This window comes from Aeromonas schubertii, assembly GCF_000820105.1.
Classification (GTDB): domain Bacteria; phylum Pseudomonadota; class Gammaproteobacteria; order Enterobacterales; family Aeromonadaceae; genus Aeromonas; species Aeromonas schubertii.
On sequence record NZ_CDDB01000039.1, the window covers coordinates 156,614 to 181,171 of the forward strand.

Genomic DNA, 24,558 nt, shown 5'->3' on the forward strand with positions numbered 1-24,558 from the left:
ATAACCCGTTGGACTGTTCACCATGAGTGCCTTTTCCCCCAAGTACCCCATCCACGCCGATATCGAGATCCCGGTTAACCTGAAGGCCTCATGGCAGCAGACCCTGGATCTCATCGCCCGCTTGTTCGAGGTACCGGCGAGCCTCATCATGCGGGTCCATGCCCGGGAGATAGAGGTCTTCGTCAGCGGTAACCATTCCGACAACTGCTATGGGGAGGGGGCGCGGGAGCACCTCGACTCCGGGCTCTACTGCGAGCACGTGATGGATACCCGCCGTCCCCTGATCGTGCCCAATGCCCTCAAGGATCCCCTGTGGGATCACAACCCCGATATCAAGCTGCAGATGATCTCCTACTGCGGTCTCCCCATCCTCTGGCCCGATGGCCATATCTTCGGCACCATCTGTGTGCTGAGCCGGGAAGAGAACCCCTATCCCTCTCCCTATCCCGAGCTGCTCGAGCAGTTTCGCGACAGCGTGCAGGCCAGCTTGCACATCCTGCTCGACAATTTGCAGCTTGAATCGGCCCAGCAGGCGTTGGTGGAGCGCGGGGAGCAGCTTGCCACGGCTCTGTACTCGGTCAAGGTGCAGCAGGAGGAGCTGCTTAATCACGAGAAGCTGGCGGCGCTGGGGGCCATGGTGGCGGGCGTCTCGCACGAACTCAATACCCCTCTTGGCAACGTGATCACCCTGCTCACCACCCTGGGGGATCGTTTCGCCGCCCTGGAGAGGCAGCTAGAGAGCAAGACGCTGGCCCGTTCACTGCTCGAAGAGTTTGTGGTGAGTGGGCGTGAGATCTGCTCGGTGGCCGACAAGGAGCTGCAGCGTCTGAGCCGCCTCATCAATGACTTTAAACGGGTCTCTGTCGAGCAGGTCTCCGAGCAGCGCCATCGTTTCGATCTGTGCGAGCGTATTGCCGAGCAAGTCAGGGTCGAGGGGCTGGAGCCCGGGGGGGTGAGGGTCGAGAACCGGGTACCGCAGGGTATTGGCTGTGACAGCTTCCCCGAGCCACTGGGACTCTTGCTCCACCATCTGTTGCAAAACGCGTTGCGCCACGGACTGGCGGGGGTGAGTGATCCACAAATCACCCTGGAGGCCAGGGTGACAGGGGGAATGGTAGAGCTGACACTGGAGGACAATGGCACCGGTATGGCACCCGAGGTGCGGGCCCACGCCTTCGATCCCTTCTTCACCACCCGACTTGGGCAAGGTTCAGGGATGGGGCTGGCCATCTCACGGCGTATTGCCAGTGCCATCCTGGGGGGGAGTCTGGATCTGGCCCCCGTGCTTACCGGTGCGGGTTGCCGCTTTATCCTGCGCTTTCCCCTGACGGCACCGGGGCGGGTGTGAGGGGCATGCGCCTGTGGTAGCGCGCTACTACCCCACACGATGAGCGACTCGTTACCCTAAGGCTCTCGTTACCAAGGAGCCAAGATGACCAAATTAGCCCACACCATGATCCGGGTCCGCGACCTGGATGCGTCGACCCGTTTCTATCGTGATGCCCTCGGGCTCGAGGTGAAGGATCGTTTTCTCTTCGAGGACTTCTCCCTGAGCTACCTGGCCAATGAGCAGAGCGGCTACGAGCTCGAGCTGACCCACAACCACGACCAGCGCGAGCCTTACAGCCACGGTAGCGGCTATGGCCATATGGCCGTGACGGTGGAGGAGATAGAGGCGGCCCACCACAGGCTGATCTGCCTCGGGCTTGCCCCTTCACCGATCAGAGAGATGCGCCATGAGGGGATGCTGTTGGCGCGCCTCTTCTTTATCACCGACCCCGACGGCTACAAGATCGAGTTTATCGAGCGCAGCGGCCGTTTTGCCTAGGATGTAGCGGTACGAGTCTCGAGGTGGATAAGGCATGAGCAGCGCAGCAGAGAGGTGAAGTTACTTTTGTCCATGCCGCTGGCCAGAGACTCCTGATAGAGCGCTGAGAGAAACTGCCCTATGGTGCGTCCCTCGGCCTGGCAAATCTGCTCGAGGATATCCCAGAACTTGTTTTCGAGCCGGATACTGGTGCTGTGGCCACAGAGCCGGACCGAGCGGGTGGTGCAGGTATAGTGGTCAGGGCTCTGGCCAGCAAAGAGGGTGCACATGGGAAGATCCAGAGGGAAAGAGGAGGCAAGAGTAAGCAACTTCGGCTTTCGGGTCAAAATCGGGTTTGCAGGCACGGTGCTCGACCGGAGGAGGTATGGATCTCAAGGCGTGGCCCCCCTATCATCCCCGGCCAGTGAGAGGGGGCCGCATGATGAGCAGAAAACCGGACAGGATCACTGCAATGCAGCAAATTATCGATGCGGTCAAGAGGGAGTTCCCCCTCTACCGGGCCGATACCTTTCGCTGTGGTCCCGACAACACCTGCCTCGGTTGCCCCAAGAAGCTGATGGAGCTGGTCGATACCGAACTTTGCTATTGGCAGCATCAGATCGAGCGGGGCATTCCCCCCACCTTCGACGAACTCAGCCGCTTTGGCAAGATGTGCCGCAATATTCGCCGGGCCCTGGTGCGCAATGGCCGGATACCGGCCTGAATCGCCCACTCCTGGCGGGGCGGCAGCTCCCTTAAGGGGCCCCCGGGCAAAGGGCCGGGTCGAAAACCCTGTTCCAGTCGTTTTTCATATCCACAACGACCCAGCCCCGTTGCTTGGCTTGAGCAAGCCCCTCGACCAGCTTGCCGCTTGCCGGCGGATGGCTATCGTAGGCGTATTCACGCTCGCCATCGGTATGGTGGATCAGTAATCCAAGGGGGGCGTAGTCAGGGTTGGTCGACGTGTATTGCAGCATGGGAACATCCCCATCACTGTTACCAAACGCCGCCACCGGGCGCTGACCCATGAAGAGATGGATAGCCACCGGTTTACTCGCCCCGTCATTGAAGAAGGCCCCGCTCATGCCTTTCTGGATCTCGCTCCCCTCCTGGCTGAGGGCGAAGGTGTTGATGGCAAAGGAGCCAATAACCTGTTGAGGCGCGATACCGTACATCTTTTCAGACACGACCCGCATGAAATCGATGCCACCGCCGGAGACAATCCAGGTCTGGAAGTCATTGGCCCTGAGGAGATCAAGCAGCTGTCTCATCGGTAGGTAGCCAAGTTGATCGTACTGGCATCCATAACGTGGATCCCGGTGGTGGCTGAGCCAGGTGGTCACGCGTTGACGAAACTCGCTCGAATCCATGTCGCTGTGCGTCAGAGCCAGCAAGCGTGCCAGGCCTCGCCGGCCGGATTTGGCGATAGCCTGGAAATCGTTGTTGAGTGTGGCTTGGACGATGGGATCCGCCTTCCACCCGGGGTGTGCCGGGGCCAGGCGTTTGATCTCGTCCACCGCAAATTGCAGTTGAAATGTCACCGGTGCTTCTGGCCAGAGGGTGCCGTCGTTATCAAACACTACGTGGCGTTTTTCCCGGGGAATAAAGGTTCCTTTGGCGGGGTCGGTGGCGTTGGCAATCCAGTCAAGGACACCTTGTTTGGCGGCCGTGTTATTCCAGGCCGGCAGAGGGTCGCTCTGGGCGGCCTGAGAGGCAAAGGTGGTCAGGAGTAACAGTGCGGCAGTGAGGGAGCTCATGTGCATGGTATTAACCTTCGAGCAGTACTGGTGGCGGGTTCTGGTCGCCGATAAAGGTCGATCATAGGGTTGCCACCTTGTACTGGGGCTGACACGGGAGGATGAGTGTCTTTTGTGCTCGTGACGCTGTGAGCGAGCGCGCAGTTTAGGTGATGGATTGTTGAGATCGACACTCAGGGTGGTCGGGGGCGATGGATCCCGGCCGGGATCCTGGCCTCAAAACAGGAGCCGTCAATGGGGGTCTGAGTCAGGAAAGAGAAACAGGTGACAGTCGCCCCTAAGCAGTGGCCAGAACGTCACCCGCGTTCGGTCAGGGCCGTCGGGGCGGTATCGAATCGCTGGCTCACTCCGGCGCGGGATCATGTGGCACTCCATGCCGGCCTAATACCCGGTCATCTCCAGATAACCCAGGCCGCTGGCATCCCCCGAGACGCTCACCGCGCCCTCCCAGTAGTCGAAGTGTCCGCTCATGGCCTGACTCGCCTGGCGGGCCCGGATGGTGAGGTTAAGATCCCCGGCCTTGAGTCGCCACTCGATGGGATAGGCCTCCCCCTTGGGGCCGCGCCACACCTTGCCCGGGATAAAACTTATCTGCCCGGCCGGGATCTGCCGCTGGCGGCCGTCTCGCTCAATCACCACGGCGTAGCGGCTCTCGGGCTCAGTGTGCCCAGCCTTGGTGCGCAGGCGAAACAGCATCAGCTCGCGCCCGTCGTCAAGCTGCAGGGAGAACCAGTCCCACCCCGCCTGCCACTGGGCCAATACCGAGCTGCTCCACTCGTGATCGAACCAGCCCTGACCCTGCACCGCACGGGCCTCTCCGCCCAGGGTGAGGGTGCCGCGCAAGGAGAGCCTCGGGTAGGAGTAGTAGTAAGAGGCGTTACCCGGGCTCTTCTCGCTGTAGCCTCCATCCCCCTGCAGCACGGCGGGCTTGCTGGCGATCGCCTCCAGGTCCAGGGTGAAGGGGGCGGCGCTCACGGTCAGGGTTGCGGGGAAGAGATCGTCACCCCGGGCGATCAGCGCCCAATCCCGCAGCCAGTAGCGCCCGCGGCTTGCCCCGGCAAGGCCGGGCCCCTGGCGGCTGATGCGCTCGTCGCTCAGGTGACGGCCACTGGCCAGATCCGTGATGGCCGCCTGGGCCAGCCAGATCTGGGGAATGCGCCAAGGGTTGCTGGCCGCCTCGCCGGGTCTTATCCCCTGGCGAAACAGGGTCCACTGCAGGCCATATTCGCGCCCCTGCTCATCCTTGAGATGGCCGGTGAGATACCACCACTCGGAGCGGTAGTCCGGGTGCGCCCCGTGATCGAGGGGCAGGCGCAGGGGATGCTCCCGGCTCGCCTTGCGAAAGCCGGTGGCATCGCCCCCCAGCAGGGAGCCGAGCTCGCTGGCCCAGAGGGGGAGGGCGCACAGCAGCAGGATCAGAAAGCGCGTCATGAGGCTCTTCTCGTCAGGTGCCAGGCCAGGGCCGAGGCGGCCAGTGCCGACAGGGGGGCGAGCAGCAGGGCCAGGGCGGCGTGGGCGGGGGCCGGGGTGAAGGCGAGGCTCCAGCCGAAGGCGCGGGGATTGACCACCTCGATCAGGATCCAGGCCAGGCCATACCCCACCGGCAGGGCGAGCAGGGCGGTGAGCAGCCCCAGCACGCCCCCCTGCCACAGTTGCAGGCGCAGCAGCTCCCCCCGGGTGAGGCCGAGGGCGTGCAGGGTCTGCTGCCAGGGGGCGCGGGCCAGCCCCTGCACCATGAAGGCGATGGCGACTCCGGCGAAGGCGATGGCGAGGATGAGCAGTTTGAGTAGCTCGGTCACCACAAAGGTCTGATCGAAGATGGCCAGCGCCTGGGTGAGGATCCCTCGGGCGGGCAGCAGGCGCACACCGTCCCCGAAGCGTGCCGCCAACTCGGCCTCTAACTCGGGTGGGGGGGCAAAGAGCGCCAGGGAGTGGGGGTTAAGAGTTGTCTGCCAGGGGCGCAGCAATTGCCCCTTGTCGCTGCCATAGTCCCGGTAGCTGCCGCAAAGGCGCAGGGTGAGCCGACCGAAGGGACCCTCGATGTGCACCCTGTCTCCCACCTTAAGGTCGAAACGGCGCAGCAGGGGCTCGCTGGCGAGGGCCTCGCCGGGGCCGGGCAGACGCCCCGTGAGCAGGGGATAGCCGCGCATCAGAGGCGGGATCATCTCCATACTCGCCAACTCGATGGCCTGATCCCCGAGCAGGGCCGAGTCGACTCGTCGCCGGGAGAGCTGAAGCGATCCTTGCGCCTCGAGCCAGGGGATCAGGGTCGGCGGGAGGCTGGCATAGCCCCCCTGGGGGGCTCGAGGGGCCGTCACATAGAGATCGGCCGCCAGACGCTGGACCAGCCACCCTTCCACGCTCAGGCGAAAACTCGCCACCATGACGCCGATGCCGATGGCCGCCGCGATGGCGAGCTGCAGGGCCATCACCGCCACCGTGTTGCGCTCGCGCTCGAAGTCGAGCTCGCTCATGGCCAGGCGCAACAGCCAGGGGCCGCCTCTGTGTCCATTCTTCGACTGCTCTCTGCGCCCGAGGTGGCGCAGTCGCCCCAGCAGCGGAGTGAGCAGATCCGGCAGCCACAGGGCCATGGAGAGCAGCCAGCAGGCCGAGAGCAGCAGGGCGCCGGGCAGGCCGCTTGCTTGCCAACCGAGCAGCACGCCGCCAAGTCCGAGCAGCATCAGCGCCATCCATCGGCGCAGGCGAGGCCGGCTCATCCCGGGGCCGGGTAGCTCCAGCTCGCGCAGGGGGCGGCGCAGCAGGCCATACCAGGCGGGAAGATTGGCGGCCACCACCCCGGCCAGACAGAGCAGCAGCGTCTTGATAAAGGTGAGGGGGGTCAGGCGCAGCAGATGGATGGGGTTGGGGCCATAGAGATCCCCCAGTGCCTGCCCCACCTGCCCCATCAGGGCGGCCGCCAAGGCCACCCCCAGCATCATGCCGAGCAGGGCGCCGGTTAAGGTGATGAGCAGCAGCTCGGTGGCGAGCAGGCGCAGCAGGCGCGTTGGCCCCAGCCCGACCGTGATGAGACGTGCCAGATGGGGGCGGCGCACCGAGAGCACGAAGCGCTGGGCGTTGAAGACCAGGAAGAGCCCCACCGCCAGGGCCAGCAGGGAGAGGGCGGTGAGATTGAGGGCCAGGGCATCCCCGAGCCGGCTGGCATCGAGCTCGGGGCCGGTGCGCTCGAGGGCTTCGCCGGGAGCAAGCCGGGCCGTCAACGCCTTCACCCCGGCCTCGTCCAGCCGAAAGTAGACCCGATCGATGCGCCCCTCGCGTCCCAGCCACTGCTGGGCCAGGCCGATATCGGTCACCAGCAGGTGATCGAGGGGGATCTCCCCCTCCTCGAGCAGACCCGCCAGGCGCAGGGTGAGGCGTCGCTCGGCGAGCAGGAAGGTGCGTGGCTGCCCAAGCTGCCAATCGAGGCGGGCCGCCTCTTTTCGGGCGATCCAGACCGCCTGCTCATCCTCACTGGCCGGCTCGGGGGCGCCGGATTGAATGAGGCGGCGCAATGGTCCGCCGAAGAGAGGATCGATGCCGATGAGCTGAAACGGCTGGCCGGTCTCGTCGCGCAGCCAGGCGTGGATCTGGGGGGCGGCATCGAGTCCCGGGAGGGAGGTGGCCCAGGTGACGAAACGCCGCTCGTCGATGCCCCCCTCGGGAGCCAGGCGCCAGTTGGCCTCTCCCTCTATCTGGGTGCGGGCCGCCACGAAGTTGGTGCGCGCGCTGTGATTGATAAGATCGATAGCCACCACCAGTGCGGCCCCCAGAATGAGGCCAAACAGGCTCATCAGCAGCAACCAGGGATGGGTGCGATAGAGGCGCAGCAGGGAGCGCAGGGCCAGACTCATGGGCGCGACTCGTGCAGGGCGCCGCCTTCCAGGTGCAGCACCCGATCGGCCAGAGCCCCATAGGCCGGGTTGTGACTGACCAGCAGCAGGCCGCACCCCTGCTCGCGTACCGCCGCCACCAGCAGATCCATCACCTGGGCGGCGTTGGCCTCATCCAGGCTGCCGGTGGGCTCGTCGGCCAGGATCCAGCGCGGGCGGTGGATGAGGGCGCGGGCCAGTGCCACTCGCTGGCGCTGCCCACCGGATAGCGTATCGGGGAAGCGATCGGCCTGGGTCGCCACGCCGAGGCGATCGAGCAGGGCCATGATGGCGCCCTGATCCACCGGCAGGCGGTTGACCTCGAGGGCCAGGGCCAGATTCTCCCACACCTTGAGGGTGGGCAGCAGATTGTACTCTTGGTAGACGATGCCGAAGTGGCGACCGCGCAGGCGTGCCATGGGATCGGCAGCCAGGGTATCGAGACGGATCTCATCGAGGGTAATGGTGCCGGCGTCGGGCCGCTCGAGTCCGGCAATCAGGCGCAGCAGGGTCGACTTGCCCGAGCCGCTCTGCCCAAGCAGCAGGTGCAGACGGCCGGGCGCCAGGGTGAGGTCGAGCCCGGTAAAAAGGGTCAGGGACTGGCGTCCGGTATCGAAACACTTGCGCACGCCGCTCAGGGTGATCATGGGGATATCCAGCCAGGTCAAGAGGTTACTACTATGCCAGTTGGTGACATGGGTGGCAAAACCAGAGGCGCCCGAGGCTGGATCCCCTCTGTCCGGGATGGTTAAAATAGAAGCCATTCTGGCTCAGGGGATCTCAGGGATGCTGTTACAGAAACAGGTGAGTTTCATCGTCGATAGCAAGGGCAACCGGCAGGCTGCTGTGGTGCCGATCGACATCTATGAAGAGTTGATGGCCCTGCAACGGGCCTTGGCCGAGAGTCGCCCCGGCGAGCGGGAGATCTACCACTTCTCGGTGAAGGGTGCTGAGGCGCAGGGCTACCCGGTGGGCAAGCGCCAGAGCCCGGGCTTCATGGTGCTGGCGGGCTCCACCGCCAACGGCGAGGATGCGGCCTCCCTGCGCGAGGCGGTGATCGAGCTGCGCGAAGAGCTGCTGGCCAAGGGGGCCCTCGCGCGTCATGACGAGGGATATCGCTTCACGGTGGATCAACTCTTCAACAGCCCGAGCCTCGCCGCCAGCCTGGTGGCAGGGAACAACCGAAGCGGTCTCGATGCCTGGCACAACAGCAGCGGCCATACCCTGAAACAGTCAGGGTTTGGCAAGAAAGAGTAAGCAGGGGAGACCCTGCTTTTTTATTGGATCTCCGCCAGAGTCCGGGCCTCCGGTCATCCTGACCCCGGTCGCCCTGAAGAGGCCAAAAAAAAACCGGCGCACGAGGCGCCGGTTTTATCACTGAACCTATGAATTACATGGTGGCAGTGAAAGTACGGGTGATGACGTCCTGCTGCTGCTCCTTGGTCAGGGAGTTGAAGCGAACGGCATAGCCGGAGACACGGATGGTCAGCTGCGGGTACTTCTCGGGGTTTTCCATGGCGTCGAGCAGCATCTCGCGGTTCATCACGTTGACGTTCAGGTGTTGGCCACCCTCTACGCTCTCTTCGTGGTGGAAGTAACCGTCCATCAGACCGGCCAGGTTGGCCTTCTGGGCATCCATATCCTTGCCCAGTGCGTTCGGCACGATGGAGAAGGTATAGGAGATACCATCCTTTGCATAGGCAAACGGCAGCTTGGCGACGGAGGTCAGAGAGGCAACGGCACCCTTCTGGTCACGACCGTGCATCGGGTTGGCACCCGGGCCAAACGGAGCGCCGGAGCGGCGGCCATCCGGGGTGTTACCGGTCTTCTTGCCGTACACCACGTTGGAGGTGATGGTCAGTACGGACTGGGTCGGAACGGCACCACGGTAGGTCTTGAGCTGCTGAATTTTCTTCATGAAGCGCTCAACCAGGTCGCAGGCAATGGCATCGACGCGCTCGTCGTTGTTACCGAACTGCGGGTACTCACCTTCGATTTCGAAGTCGATGGAGATACCGTCTTCGTCACGCACCGGCTTGACCTTGGCGTACTTGATGGCAGACAGGGAGTCGGCGGCAACGGAGAGGCCGGCGATACCACATGCCATGGTACGGTACACATCACGATCGTGCAGCGCCATCAGGGAGGCTTCGTAGCTGTACTTGTCGTGCATGTAGTGGATGATGTTCAGGGCAGCGACGTACTGCTTGGCCAGCCAGTCCATGAAGTGGTCCAGCTTGTCCATCACTTCGTCGTAGTCCAGGTACTCGGAGGTGATCGGTGCGGTCTTCGGACCGACCTGCAGCTTGAGCTTCTCGTCCACGCCGCCATTGATGGCGTACAGCATGGTCTTGGCCAGGTTGGCACGGGCACCGAAGAACTGCATCATCTTGCCGACGATCATCGGGGAGACGCAGCAGGCGATGGCGTAGTCATCGTTGTTGAAGTCCGGACGCATCAGGTCGTCGTTCTCGTACTGAACGGAAGAGGTTTCGATGGAAACCTTGGCGCAGTACTTCTTGAACGCGGTCGGCAGCTTCTCGGACCACAGGATGGTCAGGTTCGGCTCCGGGGACGGACCCATGGTGTACAGGGTGTTCAGCATACGGAAGCTGTTCTTGGTGACCAGGGTACGGCCATCAACGCCCATACCGGCCAGGGTCTCGGTGGCCCACATCGGGTCGCCGGAGAACAGTGAATCGTATTCCGGGGTACGCAGGAAGCGAACCATACGCAGCTTCATGACCATGTGGTCCATCAGCTCCTGGGCTTCTTGCTCGGTGATGAGACCCTTCTGCAGGTCACGCTCGATGTAGATGTCGAGGAAGCTGGAGGTGCGACCGAAGGACATGGCGGCACCGTTCTGGGACTTGACCGCCGCCAGGTAGGCGAAGTAGGTCCACTGCACGGCTTCACGGGCGTTGGTGGCCGGTACGGAGATGTCGCAGCCATACTTGGCGGCCATTTCCTTCATCTGACCCAGGGCGCGGTGCTGATCGGAGATCTCTTCGCGCAGGCGGATGGTGGCTTCCAGGTTGACGCCGTTTTCCAGATCGTCCTGCAGGGACTTGAACTGGGCCAGCTTGTCCTTCATCAGGAAGTCGATACCGTAGAGGGCGACACGACGGTAGTCACCGATGATACGGCCACGGCCGTAGGCATCAGGCAGACCGGTGATAACGCCGGACTTACGGCAGTTCAGGATGTCCTTGGTGTAGACATCGAACACGCCCTGGTTGTGGGTCTTGCGGTACTCGGTGAAGATCTTCTCGACCATGGGGTCCAGCTGACGACCGTAGACTTCGCAAGAGGTCTTGACCATCTTGATACCGCCGTTGGCGATGATGGCGCGCTTGAGCGGCTTGTCGGTCTGCAGGCCGACGATCTTCTCCAGAGACTGCTCGATATAGCCGGCATCGTGAGAAGTAATGGTGGAGGGCAGGTCGGTATCAAAATCGACCGGCGCGTGAGTGCGGTTTTCGATCTTGATCCCTTCCATGACCTTGTCCCACAGCTTGGTGGTAGCTTCGGTCGCGCCAGCCAGGAAGGACTCGTCACCTTCATACGGGGTGTAGTTCTTCTGGATGAAGTCACGGGTGTTGACAGAGGTCTGCCATTCACCGGCTGCGAAGCCTTCCCATGCTTTTTGGAACTGTTCGTTAAGTTCTGCCATTTTCATTACCTCTCACGGTATTGATGTAGTCCGCAATCATCCTTAATGATGACGACGGAAGATAAACCAGTAAGTCAGACCAACCATGACACCACCACCTATGATGTTGCCGATGGTGACGGGGATCAGGTTGTTGAACACAAAGTTGGATACGGTCAGGTCGGCAAACTTGGCCGGGTCCATGGCGATGGCCTGCCAGAATTCGGGGCCTGCGATGGCGTGGATGACGATGCCGACCGGAATCATAAACATGTTGGCGATGCTGTGCTCGAAACCGGAGGCGACGAACATGGCCACCGGCAGCAGCATGACGATCACCTTGTCGGTTGCACTGCGGGCACCGAAAGCCATCCACACGGCGAGGCACACCATCAGGTTACAGAGGATGCCCAGTGCTACGGCTTCGATAAAAGTATGGTGGATCTTGTGCTGGGCCACCTTCATGGCGTTCAGGCCCCACTGACCATCGGCCGCCATGTATTGGGAAGAGAGGGCGATCAGGGCCACCATGATGAGCCCCCCCACCAGGTTACCGAAATAGACGATACCCCAGTTACGAAACAGTTGGCCCCAGGTGATGCGGTTGGCCGCCTTGGCCACCAGGGTCAGGGTGGTGGAGGTGAACAGCTCACCACCGAGCAGCACACAGAGGATGAGGCCCAGAGCAAAACAGAGGCCACCCACCAGCTTGGTCATGCCCCAGGGCATGGTGCCGGCACCCGTGGTGACAGTGATATAGAAGATGAAGGCGATAGCGATAAAGGCACCGGCCGTGATGGCCAGGGGGAAAGCCTTGTAAGCGGGCTTGGTGGCTTTTCCGTAGGTAATGTCTTCTGCCAGTGCGGCGATGGCTTCAGGCTTGAGACTATCGAAGGGGGATTCGGCTTTCAATTCAGTGTCACCCGAGAGTTGATGTCTGGTGAAATCATAGCAAAGGCACCTGGCGCCAAAGTTGACCATGATCAATTTTCGCAAATCATTAATGTAATTTTACTACATCAATCAGCCTCTTTTGAGGCTTTATTTTGGGATTGAGTTGCCGGTGAAACCACTTTTAATGGGTTTATAACCCTATGATTGATAACGCTTAAATTGGCAGCCGCCAATTACTGCTAAAAAAAAGTCGTGCTACTTCAACAGCTTGCTACGTCTAAATGGGTTAGCCAATAAGGGGTAATTATTGTTCTTTATCACCATTTTGTGATGAAGGGCACAGCGTCGGGAAAGAGAGAGGGGGCCTGAGCCCCCTCTTGTGGTTACTGCCAGCTGAAGGCTCGTTTGGCCCGCTGCAGCTTCTCATAGGCGGCCAGCAGTTTCTGGTGCAGGGGGAACTGAACCAGCGACTCGTCGCCGCTTTCAAGGCCATGGAAGCGCGCCTCACCGTTGGCATGGCGCCACGCCTCCTGGAAGGCGGCCTCGCCATACATGCGGGTGAAGACGGCGAAGTATTGCTCGGGCTCGCGCTCGTCATCGAGCAGCAGCTCGACCGAGCTCTTCAGGGCGCGGTAGTAGTTGGCGCGATCCTGGGTGAAGACCGACTGGTTGAACTCCATGGTCCAGTCGATCCACTCCAGGGCGGTCTCCAGCTCACCGGCGGCCAGGGCCAGCATAGCCTTGAGCTCACCCACTCGCAGGGTGTGCAGGGCGGTACCCTTGGCGGCGGCGATGCCGAGCAGCTCGCGCACCCGGGTGCGCTCGTCGTGTCCTTCCTCTTCCAGCTGGTCGTAGAGGGCCATGTACTGCTCGGCATCCCACTCCAGGGAGGGCAGGGCCAGGATCACCTCGCGCAGGTGGGCGCCCATGTTGTTGTTGGCCAGCAGCAGATCCTCGGCCGGATAGATGTCGGACATGCCCGGCACCAGGATGCGGCAGGCGTAGACGCCCAGGTGCTCGTAGTCGGCGATGTAGACCGGCTGCTCGAGCTCGTGGAAGATGCCGATCAGGTGGTCGAACTCCTCCTGGGTAGAGCCGGCGAAGTTCCAGTCGGCGAACTCGAAGTCGGCGTCTTGCTTGAACAGATCCCAACTGATGAGGCCCGAGGAGTCGATGAAGTGGGTCTCCAGGTTGTGGTGATCCGCCACCTCGTCGTTATCGAAGGCCGGCGGCATGAAGACGTCGAGATCCTTGAGGCCGCGGCCCTGCAGCAGCTCGGTCACGGTGCGCTCGAAGGCCACCTCGAAGCGCGGGTGGGCGCCGAAGGAGGCAAAGCAGGTACCGTTTTTGGGGTTGAGCAGCACCACGCAGATGACCGGATAACGACCACCGAGGGAGGCGTCATAGCTCAGGATCGGGAAGCCTTCGGCCTCCAGGGCGTCGATGGCTGCCTTGATCCCCGGATAGCGGGCGATCACCTCGTCCGGGATCTCCGGTAGGCTGATGGCCTCGGCGATGATCTTGTTCTTGACGTGGCGTTCGAACACCTCGGACAGGCCCTGGGTACGCGCCTCGGTTTTGGTGTTGCCAGCGCTCATGCCGTTGGAGACATAGAGGTTGCCGATGATGTTCATCGGGATGTAGACGGTCTGGTGATCCGACTGACGCTCGAAGGGCAGGGCCACGATGCCACGCGCGTCGTTGTTGGATTGCAGATCCACCAGCATGTCGGCGGTCACCTCCCCTTCCGGGTTGTAGAACTTGCGGGTGAAGTCGTCGAGCAGACCCGCCGGCAGTTTGTCGCCCTCGATGGGGAACCACTTCTCGTTCGGGTAGTGGACGAAGTCGCCATTGGCGACCTCTTCACCCAGGTAGAAGTCGGCGAAGAAGTAGTTGGTGGAGAGACGCTCGAAGTATTCGCCCAGAGCCGAGGCCAGGGCGGCCTTCTTGCTGGCACCCTTGCCATTGGTAAAGCACAGGGGGCACTCCTTGTCGCGGATGTGCACGGACCAGACGTTGGGCACGGGGTTGAGCCAGGAGGCCTCTTCGATATCGAAGCCCAGGGCCTGCAGCTTGGTCTGGAAGCGCTCGATGGAGTCTTCCAGTGCCGCGTCCTTGCCGGGGATAAAGGTATGGTCAGTCATCACTGTTGTTCCTGATAGGCTCATGTTTGGTCGCAGATAATAGCAGGAGCGGGGGGGCTTGGCAGGCCATTGGGCGAGGAATTTGGCGCGCCACCCTCTCGCTCGCCTGCGGTCACCCCGTTCAGGGGATTAACCGACCAGTTTGAGCCCCAGTATGCCGGCGATAATCAGCCCGACACAGAGCAGCCGGGCACCATTGGCCGGCTCGTTAAAGAGCAGGATGCCGAGCAGCACGGTACCGACGGCGCCTATGCCGGTCCACACCGCATAGGCGGTGCCAAGGGGCAGCTGGCGCACCGCCTGGGCGAGCAGCGCTATGCTCACCCCCATGGCCGCCAGGGTGAGCAGGGTGGGGAGGGGGCGGCTAAACCCGTGGGTGTATTTAAGGCCAATGGCCCAGGCGACCTCGAAGAGGCCGGCCAGCAGTAGCACTATCCAGGACATGAGCGCGTCACTATCGGTGCCGGGTCGTCCCGGCGAAAGGAGGGCCGCCAGGGTCGTCCCCGGCGGGGCAGCGCGCTGCCATGGGTCCTCATCATAACGGGGAGAGAGGCCTTTGCGCCATCTTTGGCCCGGATGGGACACTGTTGCAGCAAGCGACGAGGAATATTGCAGAAATCGACTTGCGCGTCGGCCCACAATCCGTAATGTGGAGAGACGCATTTTTCGCAGCGCAATGTTTGTTACCGCTCTGTTGCCAAAGGGGCTCAGGGCGTTTTTATCGAGAGTTTCTCAGCTATCCAGGGTAGGAAATATCATGAAAAAAGTCGGTTTGGTCGGTTGGCGCGGTATGGTGGGCTCGGTGTTGATGAGCCGCATGCAGGAAGAGAAGGACTTCGCCCGCATCCAGCCCACCTTCTTCACCACCTCGCAAGCCGGCGAGGCCGCCCCCAACTTCGGTATCGATGCCGGCACCCTGCAGGATGCCTTCGACATCGAGGCGCTCGCCAGCCAGGAGATCATCATCACCTGTCAGGGTGGCGACTACACCAAGGACGTCTACCCGCGCCTGCTGGCCAGCGGCTGGCAAGGCTACTGGATTGATGCCGCCTCGGCCCTGCGCATGGAAAAAGACGCGGTTATCATCCTGGACCCGGTCAACGGCGATGTCATCGAGCGCGCCCTGGACGAGGGCGTTAAGGCCTTTGTCGGCGGCAACTGTACCGTCAGTCTGATGCTGCTGGCCCTGGGTGGCCTGTTCAAGGCCGATCTGGTGGAGTGGGTAAGCGTGGCCACCTATCAGGCCGCCTCCGGCGGCGGCGCCCGCCATATGCGCGAGCTGGTCACCCAGATGGGGCTGCTGCGCGACGAGGTGGCGGTGGAGCTGGCCGATCCCGCCTCTGCCATCCTCGACATCGAGCGCAAGATCACCGAGAAGACCCGCTCCGGCACCCTGCCGGTCGATAACTTCGGCGTGCCCCTGGCCGGCAGCCTGATCCCCTGGATTGACACCGCCCTGCCCAACGGTCAGAGCCGTGAAGAGTGGAAGGGTCAGGCCGAGACCAACAAGATCCTCGGCATCGACGGCGCCCCGGTGCCGGTCGACGGTCTGTGCGTGCGCGTCGGTGCCCTGCGCTGCCACAGCCAGGCCTTCACCATCAAGCTGAAGAAGGATCTGCCCCTGGCCGAGATCGAGGCCCTGCTGGCGGCCCACAACGATTGGGTCAAGGTGATCCCGAACGAGCGCGATATCACGGCACGGGAGCTGACCCCGGCCGCCGTCACCGGCACCCTGGCCATCCCGGTCGGTCGTCTGCGCAAGCTCAACATGGGGCCTGAGTACCTCTCCGCCTTCACCGTGGGTGATCAGCTGCTGTGGGGCGCCGCCGAGCCCCTGCGCCGCATGCTCAACATCCTGCTCGATCGCGCTTAAGTGCATTCGCCCTCCCCGACGGGGGAGGGATATTGGCAACAAAAAGGGCTCCCATCGGGAGCCCTTTTTCATCTCGACGCGCCGTGATCAGGCGGCGGCTTTCAGGGTGGCGACCGGCTTGGCCTTCTCACCGATGGGCAGCACGACGCGGCCGAACTGCTCGTTCAGCACGGTAGCCATGGCCAGGTAGATGGCGCTGGCACCACAGATGATCCCTTCAAAACCGGCAATGGTGCCGATCAGGGTGCTGCCGGTGAAGTCGCGGGCGGCCAGCAGGAAGAAGAGTACGGTCAATGAGGCGAAGACAAACTGCTTCACCTTGGGGAAGTTGACGGTGCCGCACAGCATGAAGAGGGTGAAGACGCCCCACATCAGCAGGTACCAGCCCATGTAGGCGTGGGGAGTGGCTTCAGCCAGACCCATGGTCGGCATGACGATCAGGGCCACCAGGGTCAGCCAGAACAGACCGTAGGAGGTAAAGGCGGTCACACCGAAGGTGTTGCCACGCTTGTACTCCATGATGCCGGCGATGATCTGGGCGACGCCGCCGTAGAAGAGACCCATGGCCAGGATCATGGCGCTGATCGGGAAGAAACCTGCGTTGTGGATGTTGAGCAGGATGGTGGTCATGCCGAAGCCCATCAGACCGAGGGGTGCCGGGTTGGCCAGTTTTTCACTCACGTGAGGATCTCCAAAGGTGGGGGATTGATTAAAAAGTCGCGGGATTCTAGTCATGGCCACGGGACGAGACAAGGGGGAAAGCTCGGCTTTGGTGAAAAAAAACCACAACATGGGAAGGGGAGAAACCGATTGTTTCCCCCCTGTTTTTGCGCTGTTGCACACTTGGTGTGAAAACGGCTCTTTTTAGTTGAGCTCGGTAGAGAAGAGGACGCGGGGCCCCCCTTGCTCACCTGCTATCTGGCTGTCGAGGACGAAGACCCGATCCGGCGGGATCTTGTAATCATCCACAAACATTGCCTTGATGGCCTGGGCTCGGCGTGTCGCCAGCCGGCGCAGGCTCTTGTCGCTCACCTCCTGGCGGGTGGCCAGTGTCTCTATGCCCCACTGCCAGGCGCCGTTGCTGCCCGGGACCAGTTGATGGGCCAGAGCCTGCTCCTTGAGCGGGCCAGCGAAGGTGGTCTGGAAGAGATCCTCCAGGGCTTCCTGCATCTCGGGATCCTGCCCGATGTCGCCGAGGGAGATACTGCGATCCAGCTCCTTGCCGAGTTGGTTCTCCAGTTGCTGGCGCTGCAGCGCCAGCAGATCTCCCCGCTTGTCGACCTCACCGCGTAGGTTGATCCCGAGCCGGGGGCGCTGCTGCAGGGCATCGGCCAGGCTGGCGACCCGTTCACGCTGGGCGGGCGCCAGTTCACTCTCACCGGGGGCAAACTGCACCTCATCGAGAGACTCACTGCTCCCCGAGAGGGAGGCGAGCAGGGAGAAGGGCGCGGTGACCGCCTTGCTCAGTGTGTTACCAAGAACGTTCCACAGCAGGCTGCCTATCTTGAAGTCAGGCTGGTTGAGATCCCCCTTGACCTTGAGATCCAGGTTGATCACGCCATTGGCATCCGACAGCAGGGCGATGGCGAGCTTGAGGGGGAGATCCAGTGCCTGGGGGCTCTCCACCTTCTCGCCCAGCTTGAGCTTGGTGATGCGAATGTCGTTACTCCCCTCGAGCCTGCTCCCCTCCAACTGGTATTTGAGGGTCATGGAGACCTGGCCCCGATCGATGGCGTAGCCTGCATAGGTGGCGCTGTAGGGGGTGAAGGTGGTGAGCTCCAGGCTCTTGAAATTGGCCACCAGATCCAGCACCGGCTCCTCGATCAGCAGGTTGGCACTCCCCTCGATAGAGACGGGGGCGGTGCGATCTACCTTGCCCTGCAGGCTGATCCGGGAGCGATTGCCGGGGATGTTGCTGACGTTGCGGGTGATGCCGTTGAGTGCGGCGATATCGACCACAAAGTCCCGGCTCAGGCGGCGATCGGCAAAGCGCAGGTTGCCCTGACGGGTGACGACCTCATCGATATGCAGGCGAGGGGTTGGGCCCGCGCTCTGCGGATCCCGGGTCGGGGCGTTGGGCAGCAGCAGGGAGGCGAGATTGGTGTTGCCCTCCTTGTCTATCTCGAGGCGACTGAAGGGCTGCTCAAGAAGAACACGGCCTATCTCGCTCTTGAGGGTGAGCAGATCGCTCTTGAGCCGCTCCACCTGCAGCTCCTGCCAGGCGAGCAGTCGCTGGTTGTCGCGCTTGTCCACCACCCGGACATCACGAATGGTCAGCCCCCCTTCCAGGGTGGCCTGGCGCCAACGTCCGGCGCTGTCCTGCTCGAGATGCAGCTGTTGGCGGGTGGTGAGCGCACCCGACTCGATGCGCAGCCTCAGGTAGTTTTGTACATAGGCCTGGGCCCAACCCAGGGGAATCTCGTCAAGCGCCAGGGCCCCCGTCAGGCGCAGGGGGGAGAGGCTTATCGCTCCGTTGAACGAGCCTTTGGCCTCCTGGTCGAGCCGGGTTGAGAAGGTGAACGGGCTCTGCTTGTCGAGCCGCTCCGAGAGAGCGCCCAGGGTCAGATCCAGATTCGAGAAGGCACGCTGGCGGGACTTGCCGGAGCTGGACTCCCACAGGTCGATACTCCCCCCCTTGAGCTGCACCTTATCCAGCGTCCAGCGCCAGGGTGTGGGAGGCGCAGTGTCTTTGGCGTCAGTGGGGGGCAGCAGGGCCATCAGGTCCGGCTCATAGCGCTCGTCGAGTAGCAGCGCCAGATGGGGGGATTGCCAGCTCAGGCTCTTGACGCTCAGTTGCTGTTTTTGGCCATCGACCTTGATCCCGTCGAGGGCGAGGGTGGCGAAGTTGAGCCACTCGCCCGGTCTGCCGGGCTGAGCCTTGCTGCGAGCCAGATGCACCTTGCCCAGTTGCAGCTTGCCTGCCTCTATCTTCCAGCCCGCCTCGCCAGCCTGCCAGCGGGCTGCCGCGGTGAGGGTGCCCTTGGTGATCGTTGCCTTGAACCAGGGTTGCCAGAGCGGGGTGAAGGGGGCGAGGGAGAGCCCCTCGAGCCGGCTGTCGCCACTGACCGTCCAGGGGGAGAGACGCACCTCTCCCTTGCTCTGCAGCGCCGCCCCGTTGAGGCGAGCGGTCAGGGTATAGGGCAGGGGCGCTGCGGCCATCAGGTTAACGCCGGGCAGGGTCAGGTCGATGTTATCCAGAGTGAGCGACGGATCCCGGCGGCCTTTGGCCAGGGCGCGTTCGTCGCGATAGTGAATCGCACCGCGCCGCACGCTCAGCTGCCCAATCTCCAGCCCGGGTGGGGTGCCGGAGGGCGCGGCACTGGCATCGCCGCGCAAGGGGGCCAGCGCCGTCATCAGATTGAGGGTGGCGTCACCGGTGCGTACCAGCTCGAGGCGAGCCCCGCCCAGAGACAGGGTGTGAAGGATGAGGCGTTGCTGACGCAGTGAGTCCCACCAGGCCGGCGCCACGGTAAGCTCGTCCCAGGCGAGCAGGGGGGCTCCTGCGCTGTCCCTGAGGCTCAGGGCGGGAAGGCTCAGGGTGTGAAGGCCAAATACCGGAGGTTGCCACTCAAGTTGCAGACCGGTGCGCTCGGCCAGCCAGGGGGGCAGATAGCGATGCAGGAGCACAGGGGTCTGCCAGATCAGCAAGATCAGCAGGGTAAACGGAATGAGGGGCCAGTAACGGCGAAGCTGGGAGTACGACATGGATTCACTCAGGCCTTTGATGGCGCCATTATCGCACCGCGACGGCGCTCAAACCATAGGCTTGCCACAGTTTGGTCAGTACCCCCTTTTGCTCCAGCTCGCCAAGATAATGCTGGAGCATGGGAAGGCTCACCCTGGATGCGGGATGGATGAGGGCCCTGAGCTGATAGCGCTGATCCCAGTTATGGGAGATGAGCAGTTGCTTCCTGAGCTCGGGGTGCTGGTCAAGATAGCGCTGCAGATAGGCCTGGGTGATGATCCCCACATCGCCCCTGCCCAGGAGCAGTGCCTTGATGATACTGACATTATCCTTGACCAGCAGGATGTCGTAGCGCTGTTGCAAGATGGCGGGATCCCCTTCGAAGTCGGCGAAGCCGTAGTGATACCCTTTGACGCCGATGAGACGCAGCTTGTCGATCTGGTCGAACAGACGTTGGTCCCGCCCCGGCTTGTTGAGGGCGATGTAGCGTTCGCCGTCAAACAGAAAGGGTGGGGAGATCATGATCCGCTCACTGCTCCAACCCCAGTTGACGTCTTCAAACAGCATCATGTCGAAACGACCAAGCTGCAGCGCCTCATAGCGGTTGGCGCTCGAGGTGGGGACAAAGAGGAAGTGATAGTCAGACTGCCCGGCGTTGAGCGCCTCGATTAAATCCAGCGTCAGCCCCTGCCAACCCCCATCGGCGCGCTTCTCCACGAAGGGGGCGAAAGGATAGCCGCCGACCTTCACCTCGACGGCACCCCAGGCGAAGCAGGCGAAAAAGAGCCCCAATCCAGTCAGCCACCTCATCCATCATCCCCCGCTCAAGCCCCACTCTCAGCTTTTCCTAGGCGGCACCGGAATTCAAGTCATCGAGGGCCCTTTGACAGCGTTTTGCGGCTGCCTCGAGCTCGGCCATCACCATGCGGATATCCTCCATCTGTTGATCCAGGGCGGCGCGTCTCACCGTGATCAGCGCCAGCATGGAGTGCAGCTGGGTGCGGCTCGAGGGATCGGCATCGTAGAGCTCAAACAGTTCGCGCACCTCGGCCAGGCTAAAACCCAGCCGTTTGCCCCGCAGGATCAGCTTGAGGCGGGTACGATCCCGCTGGTTATAGATGCGACTTTGCCCCTCCCGGGTGGGGGTCAGCAGCCCCTCATCCTCGTAGTAGCGGATGGTGCGGGGGGTGATGTCGAACTCCTGGGCCAGCTGGGAGATGGTATAGGTTCGGTTCATGAGTGCACCTCCTGACGCGCCTTGGCACAGAGGGCTCGCCCGGTGCGCGAGCCGTTGGGGCGCCCCAGCGCCCGGCTGATCCACTCTCCGGTCGCGGCCAGGAGCGGGAGAGTGACTCCGCAGTCGAGCCCCAGCCCTTGCAGCAGATAGACCACCTCTTCGCTGGCCAGGTTACCCGAGGCCCCCGGTGCATAGGGACAGCCGCCGAGCCCGGCCACCGAGCTGTCGATGATGCGTATACCCCGCTCCAGAGCCGGTAACAGATTGGCCAGGGCCTGGCCATAGGTGTCGTGAAAGTGGACCGCCACCTGGCCGGCAGGTACCTCGCCGAGCACGGCGTCGAGCATGGGCGCCACGCTGCCCGGCGTGCCGACCCCTATGGTATCGCCGAGGGAAATTTCGTCACAGCCAAGGTCGAGCAGCCGGGCGGCGAGTTGAGCCACCCGTTTGGGGCGGGTGATGCCGTCATAAGGACAGGCGATGACGGTGGAGAGGTAGCCCCGCACCCGGACCCCGTGGCGGCGGGCTTCGCTGGCCAGGGGGCCAAAGCGCAGCAGAGACTCCTCAATACCCATGCCGATGTTGGCCAAGGTAAAGCCTTCGGAGCAGGCGGTAAAGAGGCCAATCTCCTGCACGCCGGCGCCAAGGGCGGCCATGAGTCCCTGCTCATTGGGTACCAGGGCGCCGAGACGCAGGTCCGGGTGGCGGGGCAGGGCGGCCAGAAGGGCCGCAGAATCGGCCATCTGGGGAACGCGCTTGGGGGAGACGAAGGCCGCCACCTCGATGCGGGAGAGGCCGCTGCGCCACAGGCGTTCCACCAGTTCGATGCGAAGTGGCAGGGGGAGGTGGTGGGGTTCGTTTTGCAGGCCATCCCGGGGGCCCATCTCCACCAGGGTTACACGATCGCTCATCTAGGTCTCCTCGAAGCTGACCAGCGTCATGCCCTGGCTGACCTGATCGCCATGGGCGCAGTGGATGGCGGCGACCTGCCCCTCCTCGGGGGCGCGCAGGGTGTGCTCCATCTTCATCGCCTCGAGCACCACCAGAGGTTGCCCCTTGGCGACCCGCTCACCGGTGCGCACCAGCACCTCCACCACCATGGCGTGCATGGGGGCGATGGCGCCGTGTGCCGCCTCGGCCTCGACAGGGTCAAGGTCAGGGTGACACAAGAGGAAGGGGTAGGCGGCGCCCTCCAGATGGAGGGCCGCCCCGCGCCACCCCATGGTGCACCAGTGCCCGCCAATAAAGAGTTGCAATTGCGAGTCCTCCCGGCGCCAGGGGATCCATTGTCCCTGCCAGGCCACATGGGAACGGCGATCGAAGGTGAGCGTCAGGGGGCGCCGCATCTCCCCCAGTTGCAGGGTGAGTTGCAGCTCCTGAAATCCCCCGAGTCGAAAGCCCCGAAATTGCAGCCAGGGATCCCTGTCGCCGGCCTGTGGCATCAGTAGCAGGGCGGCGGCGAGCCAGGCGATCTCCGGGGGGGGGGCGTCAGCGGTCGGCAGAGGCCACTGGGTATGGTGGGCCATGGTCAGCACATCCGGGTCGCGGCACAGGCGTGCCAGCAGGGGACCGTTGTGGCTCAGGGGGGTCAGGGTCAGTGCATCCAGCGCGCAGGCCAGTCTGGCCAGGGCGTCGGCGCGATCCCGGCCGTGGGCGATCAACTTGGCGATCATGGGATCGTAGTGGGGGCTGATGATATCCCCGGCGCGCACACCGGTATCGATGCGCACCCCGTCCGGCCAAGTGAGGCACTCAATGGGGCCGCTGGCCGGCAAAAAACCGGCGGCCACGTCCTCGGCATAGAGCCGGGCCTCCACCGCATGACCGGTGAGCCGTACCTGCTCCTGGGTCAGGGGGAGGGGATCCCCCTGGGCGACACCCAGCTGCCAGGCCACCAGATCCAGGCCGGTGACGCACTCGGTGACCGGGTGCTCCACCTGTAGTCGGGTGTTCATCTCCATAAAGTAGAAGTCGTCACCACTGACCAAAAACTCCATGGTGCCGGCCCCCACGTAACCGATGGCCAGGGCGGCTGCGACCGAGGCCTCCCCCATGGCCTGGCGCAGCGAGTCGGGCAGGCTCGGCGCCGGGGCCTCTTCGATCACCTTCTGGTGGCGGCGCTGCAAGGAGCAGTCCCTGTCCCCCAGATAAATGGCGTGGCCGTGACGGTCGGCGAAGATCTGCACCTCCACATGGCGGGCCCGCTCGAGATAGCGCTCGAGCAGCACCCGCTCATCGCCAAAGGCGCTGGCTGCCTCACGGCGCACCGAGGCGAGCGCCTCGCAGAGATCCTCCAGTCGGTCGACCCGGCGCATCCCCTTGCCGCCGCCCCCTGCCGCCGCCTTGATGAGCAGCGGTAAGGGAATGTGGCGGGCCTCGGCGAGCAGGGTGGCCTCGCTCTGATCTTCCCCGTGGTAGCCGGGCATCAGGGGCAGGCCTGCGGCAGCCATCAACGCCTTGGCGCCGGCCTTGTCTCCCATGGCGCGGATGGCGCTGGCCGGTGGGCCGACGAAGATCAGCCCCTCCTGCTCGAGACGTTCGGCGAAGCGGTCGTTTTCGGAGAGGAAGCCATAACCCGGATGTACCGCATCGGCACGGGCGGCGCGGGCGACCGCGAGTATCTTCTCACCGTCGAGATAGCTCTCCCGGGCGGCGGCCGGCCCGATGGGCCAGGCCTCGTCGGCCAGGGTCGTGTGAAGTGCCCCCTCGTCGGCTTCGGAGTAGACGGCGATGGTGTGGATGCCGAGGGTGCGGGCAGTGCGAATGATGCGACAAGCTATCTCGCCCCGATTGGCGATAAGCAGGCGACGGATCGGACTCATGGGGTCTCCTTGTCGGGGTCCTGATGTTGGCGCCAGGCGGGGCGGCGTTTGTCGAAGAAGGCCTGCATCCCCTCCTGGGCCTCCTTGCCGACACGCACCCGGGCGATGGCGTCGACCGTGATCTCCTCATAGAGAGCCGGATCGAGAGAGAGGTGGGCGAGCAGTCGCTTGGTCTCTTTCATCGCCTCCGGGCCGTTTTGGCACAGGCGCACGGCTCGCTGGCGGCCCTGGGTGAGCAGCTCGGTGGTGCGGGCGGTCTCGTGTACCAGCCCCAGGCGGCAGGCGGTAATGGCGTCGAAGGGCTCGGCGCTTAGCATATAGCGCTGGGCCTGACGCACCCCCATGGCCCGTACCACATAGGGGGCTATCATGGCGGGCACCAGACCCAGAGAGACCTCGGAGAGGCAGAAGCGGGCATCCTCGGCGGCGATGGCCATGTCGCAGGCGGCGATGAGACCCAGGGCTCCCCCATAGGCCGCCCCCTGCACCAGGGCCAGGGTCGGCATGGGCAGGGTATGGAGGATGTGGAGCAGACGCGCCAGTTGGCGGGCATCTTCCCGGTTGTGTTCGAAGTCGCTGTGGGCCTGGCTCTTCATCCAGTTGAGGTCGGCCCCGGCGCAGAAATGGGCCCCCTCGGCGCGCAGGATAAGGACGTGGGGGCGCCGCTCGATGGGCTGGCCATGGGTGTGCCCCAGATCCTCCAGGGCCTCTTGCAACTGCTCGATGAGCCGCTCATCGAGGGCGTTGTGGCGCTCGGGGCGGCACAGGATGAGCTCGGCGACCGGGCCGTGCTGCTCCACTCTCAATCCGTTCATGAGGCC

The 24,558-nt window shown here is 63.3% G+C and carries 21 protein-coding genes; 5 read left to right on the forward strand and 16 right to left on the reverse strand.

Features of this window, described 5'->3' with window-relative positions; translation table 11 throughout:
- Positions 1–22: 22 nt before the first annotated feature.
- Together BN1133_RS07730 and BN1133_RS07735 are read left to right on the forward strand one after the other, a co-directional pair.
- Positions 23–1,348, forward strand: a complete 1,326-nt coding sequence (locus BN1133_RS07730; protein ID WP_050665956.1) for a GAF domain-containing sensor histidine kinase — start codon at positions 23–25, stop codon at positions 1,346–1,348.
- 84 nt (positions 1,349–1,432) lie between these two features.
- Positions 1,433–1,828 (forward strand): glyoxalase superfamily protein, encoded by a 396-nt coding sequence (locus BN1133_RS07735; protein ID WP_050665957.1) that lies wholly within the window; start codon positions 1,433–1,435, stop codon positions 1,826–1,828.
- Here the strand turns inward: BN1133_RS07735 and BN1133_RS07740 are convergent.
- Complete coding sequence (locus BN1133_RS07740) at positions 1,825–2,097, reverse strand: ribbon-helix-helix domain-containing protein (RefSeq protein WP_050665958.1); 273 nt, start codon at positions 2,095–2,097, stop codon at positions 1,825–1,827. The genes BN1133_RS07735 and BN1133_RS07740 overlap by 4 nt on opposite strands.
- 182 nt (positions 2,098–2,279) lie before the next feature.
- Here BN1133_RS07740 and BN1133_RS07745 point away from each other — a divergent pair, with 182 nt between their 5' ends.
- Positions 2,280–2,531, forward strand: a complete 252-nt coding sequence (locus BN1133_RS07745; protein ID WP_050665959.1) for a hypothetical protein — start codon at positions 2,280–2,282, stop codon at positions 2,529–2,531.
- Positions 2,532–2,562: 31 nt separating this feature from the next.
- On the opposite strand, the gene BN1133_RS07750 is transcribed toward BN1133_RS07745, so the two are convergent.
- The 4 genes from BN1133_RS07750 to BN1133_RS07765 all read right to left on the reverse strand — a co-directional run bounded on the left by BN1133_RS07750 (position 2,563) and on the right by BN1133_RS07765 (position 8,077).
- Entirely contained in the window at positions 2,563–3,570 is a 1,008-nt protein-coding gene (locus BN1133_RS07750; RefSeq protein ID WP_153006660.1) for an HAD family hydrolase, read from the reverse strand.
- A gap of 375 nt (positions 3,571–3,945) precedes the next feature.
- Positions 3,946–4,995, reverse strand: coding sequence for a lipocalin-like domain-containing protein (locus BN1133_RS07755; RefSeq protein ID WP_050665960.1), 1,050 nt, complete (start codon positions 4,993–4,995; stop codon positions 3,946–3,948).
- Positions 4,992–7,412 (reverse strand): FtsX-like permease family protein, encoded by a 2,421-nt coding sequence (locus BN1133_RS07760; protein WP_050665961.1) that lies wholly within the window; start codon positions 7,410–7,412, stop codon positions 4,992–4,994. Before BN1133_RS07760 ends, BN1133_RS07755 begins: the two co-directional genes overlap by 4 nt.
- Positions 7,409–8,077 (reverse strand): ABC transporter ATP-binding protein, encoded by a 669-nt coding sequence (locus BN1133_RS07765; RefSeq protein ID WP_050665962.1) that lies wholly within the window; start codon positions 8,075–8,077, stop codon positions 7,409–7,411. Before BN1133_RS07765 ends, BN1133_RS07760 begins: the two co-directional genes overlap by 4 nt.
- Before the next feature lie 142 nt (positions 8,078–8,219).
- On the opposite strand from BN1133_RS07765, the gene BN1133_RS07770 reads away from it, so the two are divergent.
- Entirely contained in the window at positions 8,220–8,687 is a 468-nt protein-coding gene (locus tag BN1133_RS07770; RefSeq protein ID WP_050666014.1) for a DUF4357 domain-containing protein, read from the forward strand.
- A 133-nt stretch (positions 8,688–8,820) separates the two neighbouring features.
- Here BN1133_RS07770 and pflB read toward each other — a convergent pair whose 3' ends face one another.
- The 4 genes from pflB to sugE all read right to left on the reverse strand — a co-directional run bounded on the left by pflB (position 8,821) and on the right by sugE (position 14,564).
- On the reverse strand, positions 8,821–11,103 hold the full coding sequence (pflB, locus tag BN1133_RS07775) for a formate C-acetyltransferase (RefSeq protein ID WP_050666015.1): 2,283 nt from the start codon (positions 11,101–11,103) through the stop codon (positions 8,821–8,823).
- Between the two features lie 42 nt (positions 11,104–11,145).
- On the reverse strand, positions 11,146–11,994 hold the full coding sequence (gene focA, locus BN1133_RS07780) for a formate transporter FocA (protein WP_050666016.1): 849 nt from the start codon (positions 11,992–11,994) through the stop codon (positions 11,146–11,148).
- Between the two features lie 365 nt (positions 11,995–12,359).
- On the reverse strand, positions 12,360–14,120 hold the full coding sequence (gene ycaO, locus BN1133_RS07785; RefSeq protein ID WP_050665963.1) for a 30S ribosomal protein S12 methylthiotransferase accessory factor YcaO: 1,761 nt from the start codon (positions 14,118–14,120) through the stop codon (positions 12,360–12,362).
- A 129-nt stretch (positions 14,121–14,249) separates the two neighbouring features.
- On the reverse strand, positions 14,250–14,564 hold the full coding sequence (gene sugE, locus BN1133_RS07790; RefSeq protein WP_050665964.1) for a quaternary ammonium compound efflux SMR transporter SugE: 315 nt from the start codon (positions 14,562–14,564) through the stop codon (positions 14,250–14,252).
- A gap of 313 nt (positions 14,565–14,877) precedes the next feature.
- Here sugE and asd point away from each other — a divergent pair, with 313 nt between their 5' ends.
- Positions 14,878–15,993, forward strand: a complete 1,116-nt coding sequence (asd, locus tag BN1133_RS07795) for an aspartate-semialdehyde dehydrogenase (protein ID WP_050665965.1) — start codon at positions 14,878–14,880, stop codon at positions 15,991–15,993.
- Between the two features lie 87 nt (positions 15,994–16,080).
- On the opposite strand, the gene BN1133_RS07800 is transcribed toward asd, so the two are convergent.
- The 7 genes from BN1133_RS07800 to BN1133_RS07830 all read right to left on the reverse strand — a co-directional run bounded on the left by BN1133_RS07800 (position 16,081) and on the right by BN1133_RS07830 (position 24,552).
- Positions 16,081–16,674, reverse strand: coding sequence for an acetate uptake transporter (locus tag BN1133_RS07800; RefSeq protein WP_050665966.1), 594 nt, complete (start codon positions 16,672–16,674; stop codon positions 16,081–16,083).
- A 183-nt stretch (positions 16,675–16,857) separates the two neighbouring features.
- A complete protein-coding gene (locus BN1133_RS07805) occupies positions 16,858–19,698 on the reverse strand; it encodes a DUF748 domain-containing protein (RefSeq protein WP_050665967.1) in 2,841 nt (946 codons plus the stop codon).
- Positions 19,699–19,726: 28 nt separating this feature from the next.
- Positions 19,727–20,488 carry a substrate-binding periplasmic protein gene (locus BN1133_RS07810; protein ID WP_050665968.1) on the reverse strand — a complete coding sequence of 254 codons (762 nt, stop codon included), beginning with the start codon at positions 20,486–20,488 and terminating at the stop codon, positions 19,727–19,729.
- Between the two features lie 37 nt (positions 20,489–20,525).
- Positions 20,526–20,915, reverse strand: a complete 390-nt coding sequence (locus BN1133_RS07815; protein ID WP_050665969.1) for a MerR family transcriptional regulator — start codon at positions 20,913–20,915, stop codon at positions 20,526–20,528.
- Entirely contained in the window at positions 20,912–21,826 is a 915-nt protein-coding gene (locus BN1133_RS07820) for a hydroxymethylglutaryl-CoA lyase (protein WP_050665970.1), read from the reverse strand. Before BN1133_RS07820 ends, BN1133_RS07815 begins: the two co-directional genes overlap by 4 nt.
- The gene (locus BN1133_RS07825; RefSeq protein WP_050665971.1) at positions 21,827–23,737 is read right to left on the reverse strand and encodes an acetyl/propionyl/methylcrotonyl-CoA carboxylase subunit alpha; all 1,911 of its coding nucleotides are present in this window, start codon (positions 23,735–23,737) and stop codon (positions 21,827–21,829) included.
- Entirely contained in the window at positions 23,734–24,552 is an 819-nt protein-coding gene (locus tag BN1133_RS07830; RefSeq protein ID WP_050665972.1) for an enoyl-CoA hydratase-related protein, read from the reverse strand. The genes BN1133_RS07825 and BN1133_RS07830 overlap by 4 nt, the downstream gene beginning before the upstream one ends.
- Positions 24,553–24,558: the final 6 nt, after the last annotated feature.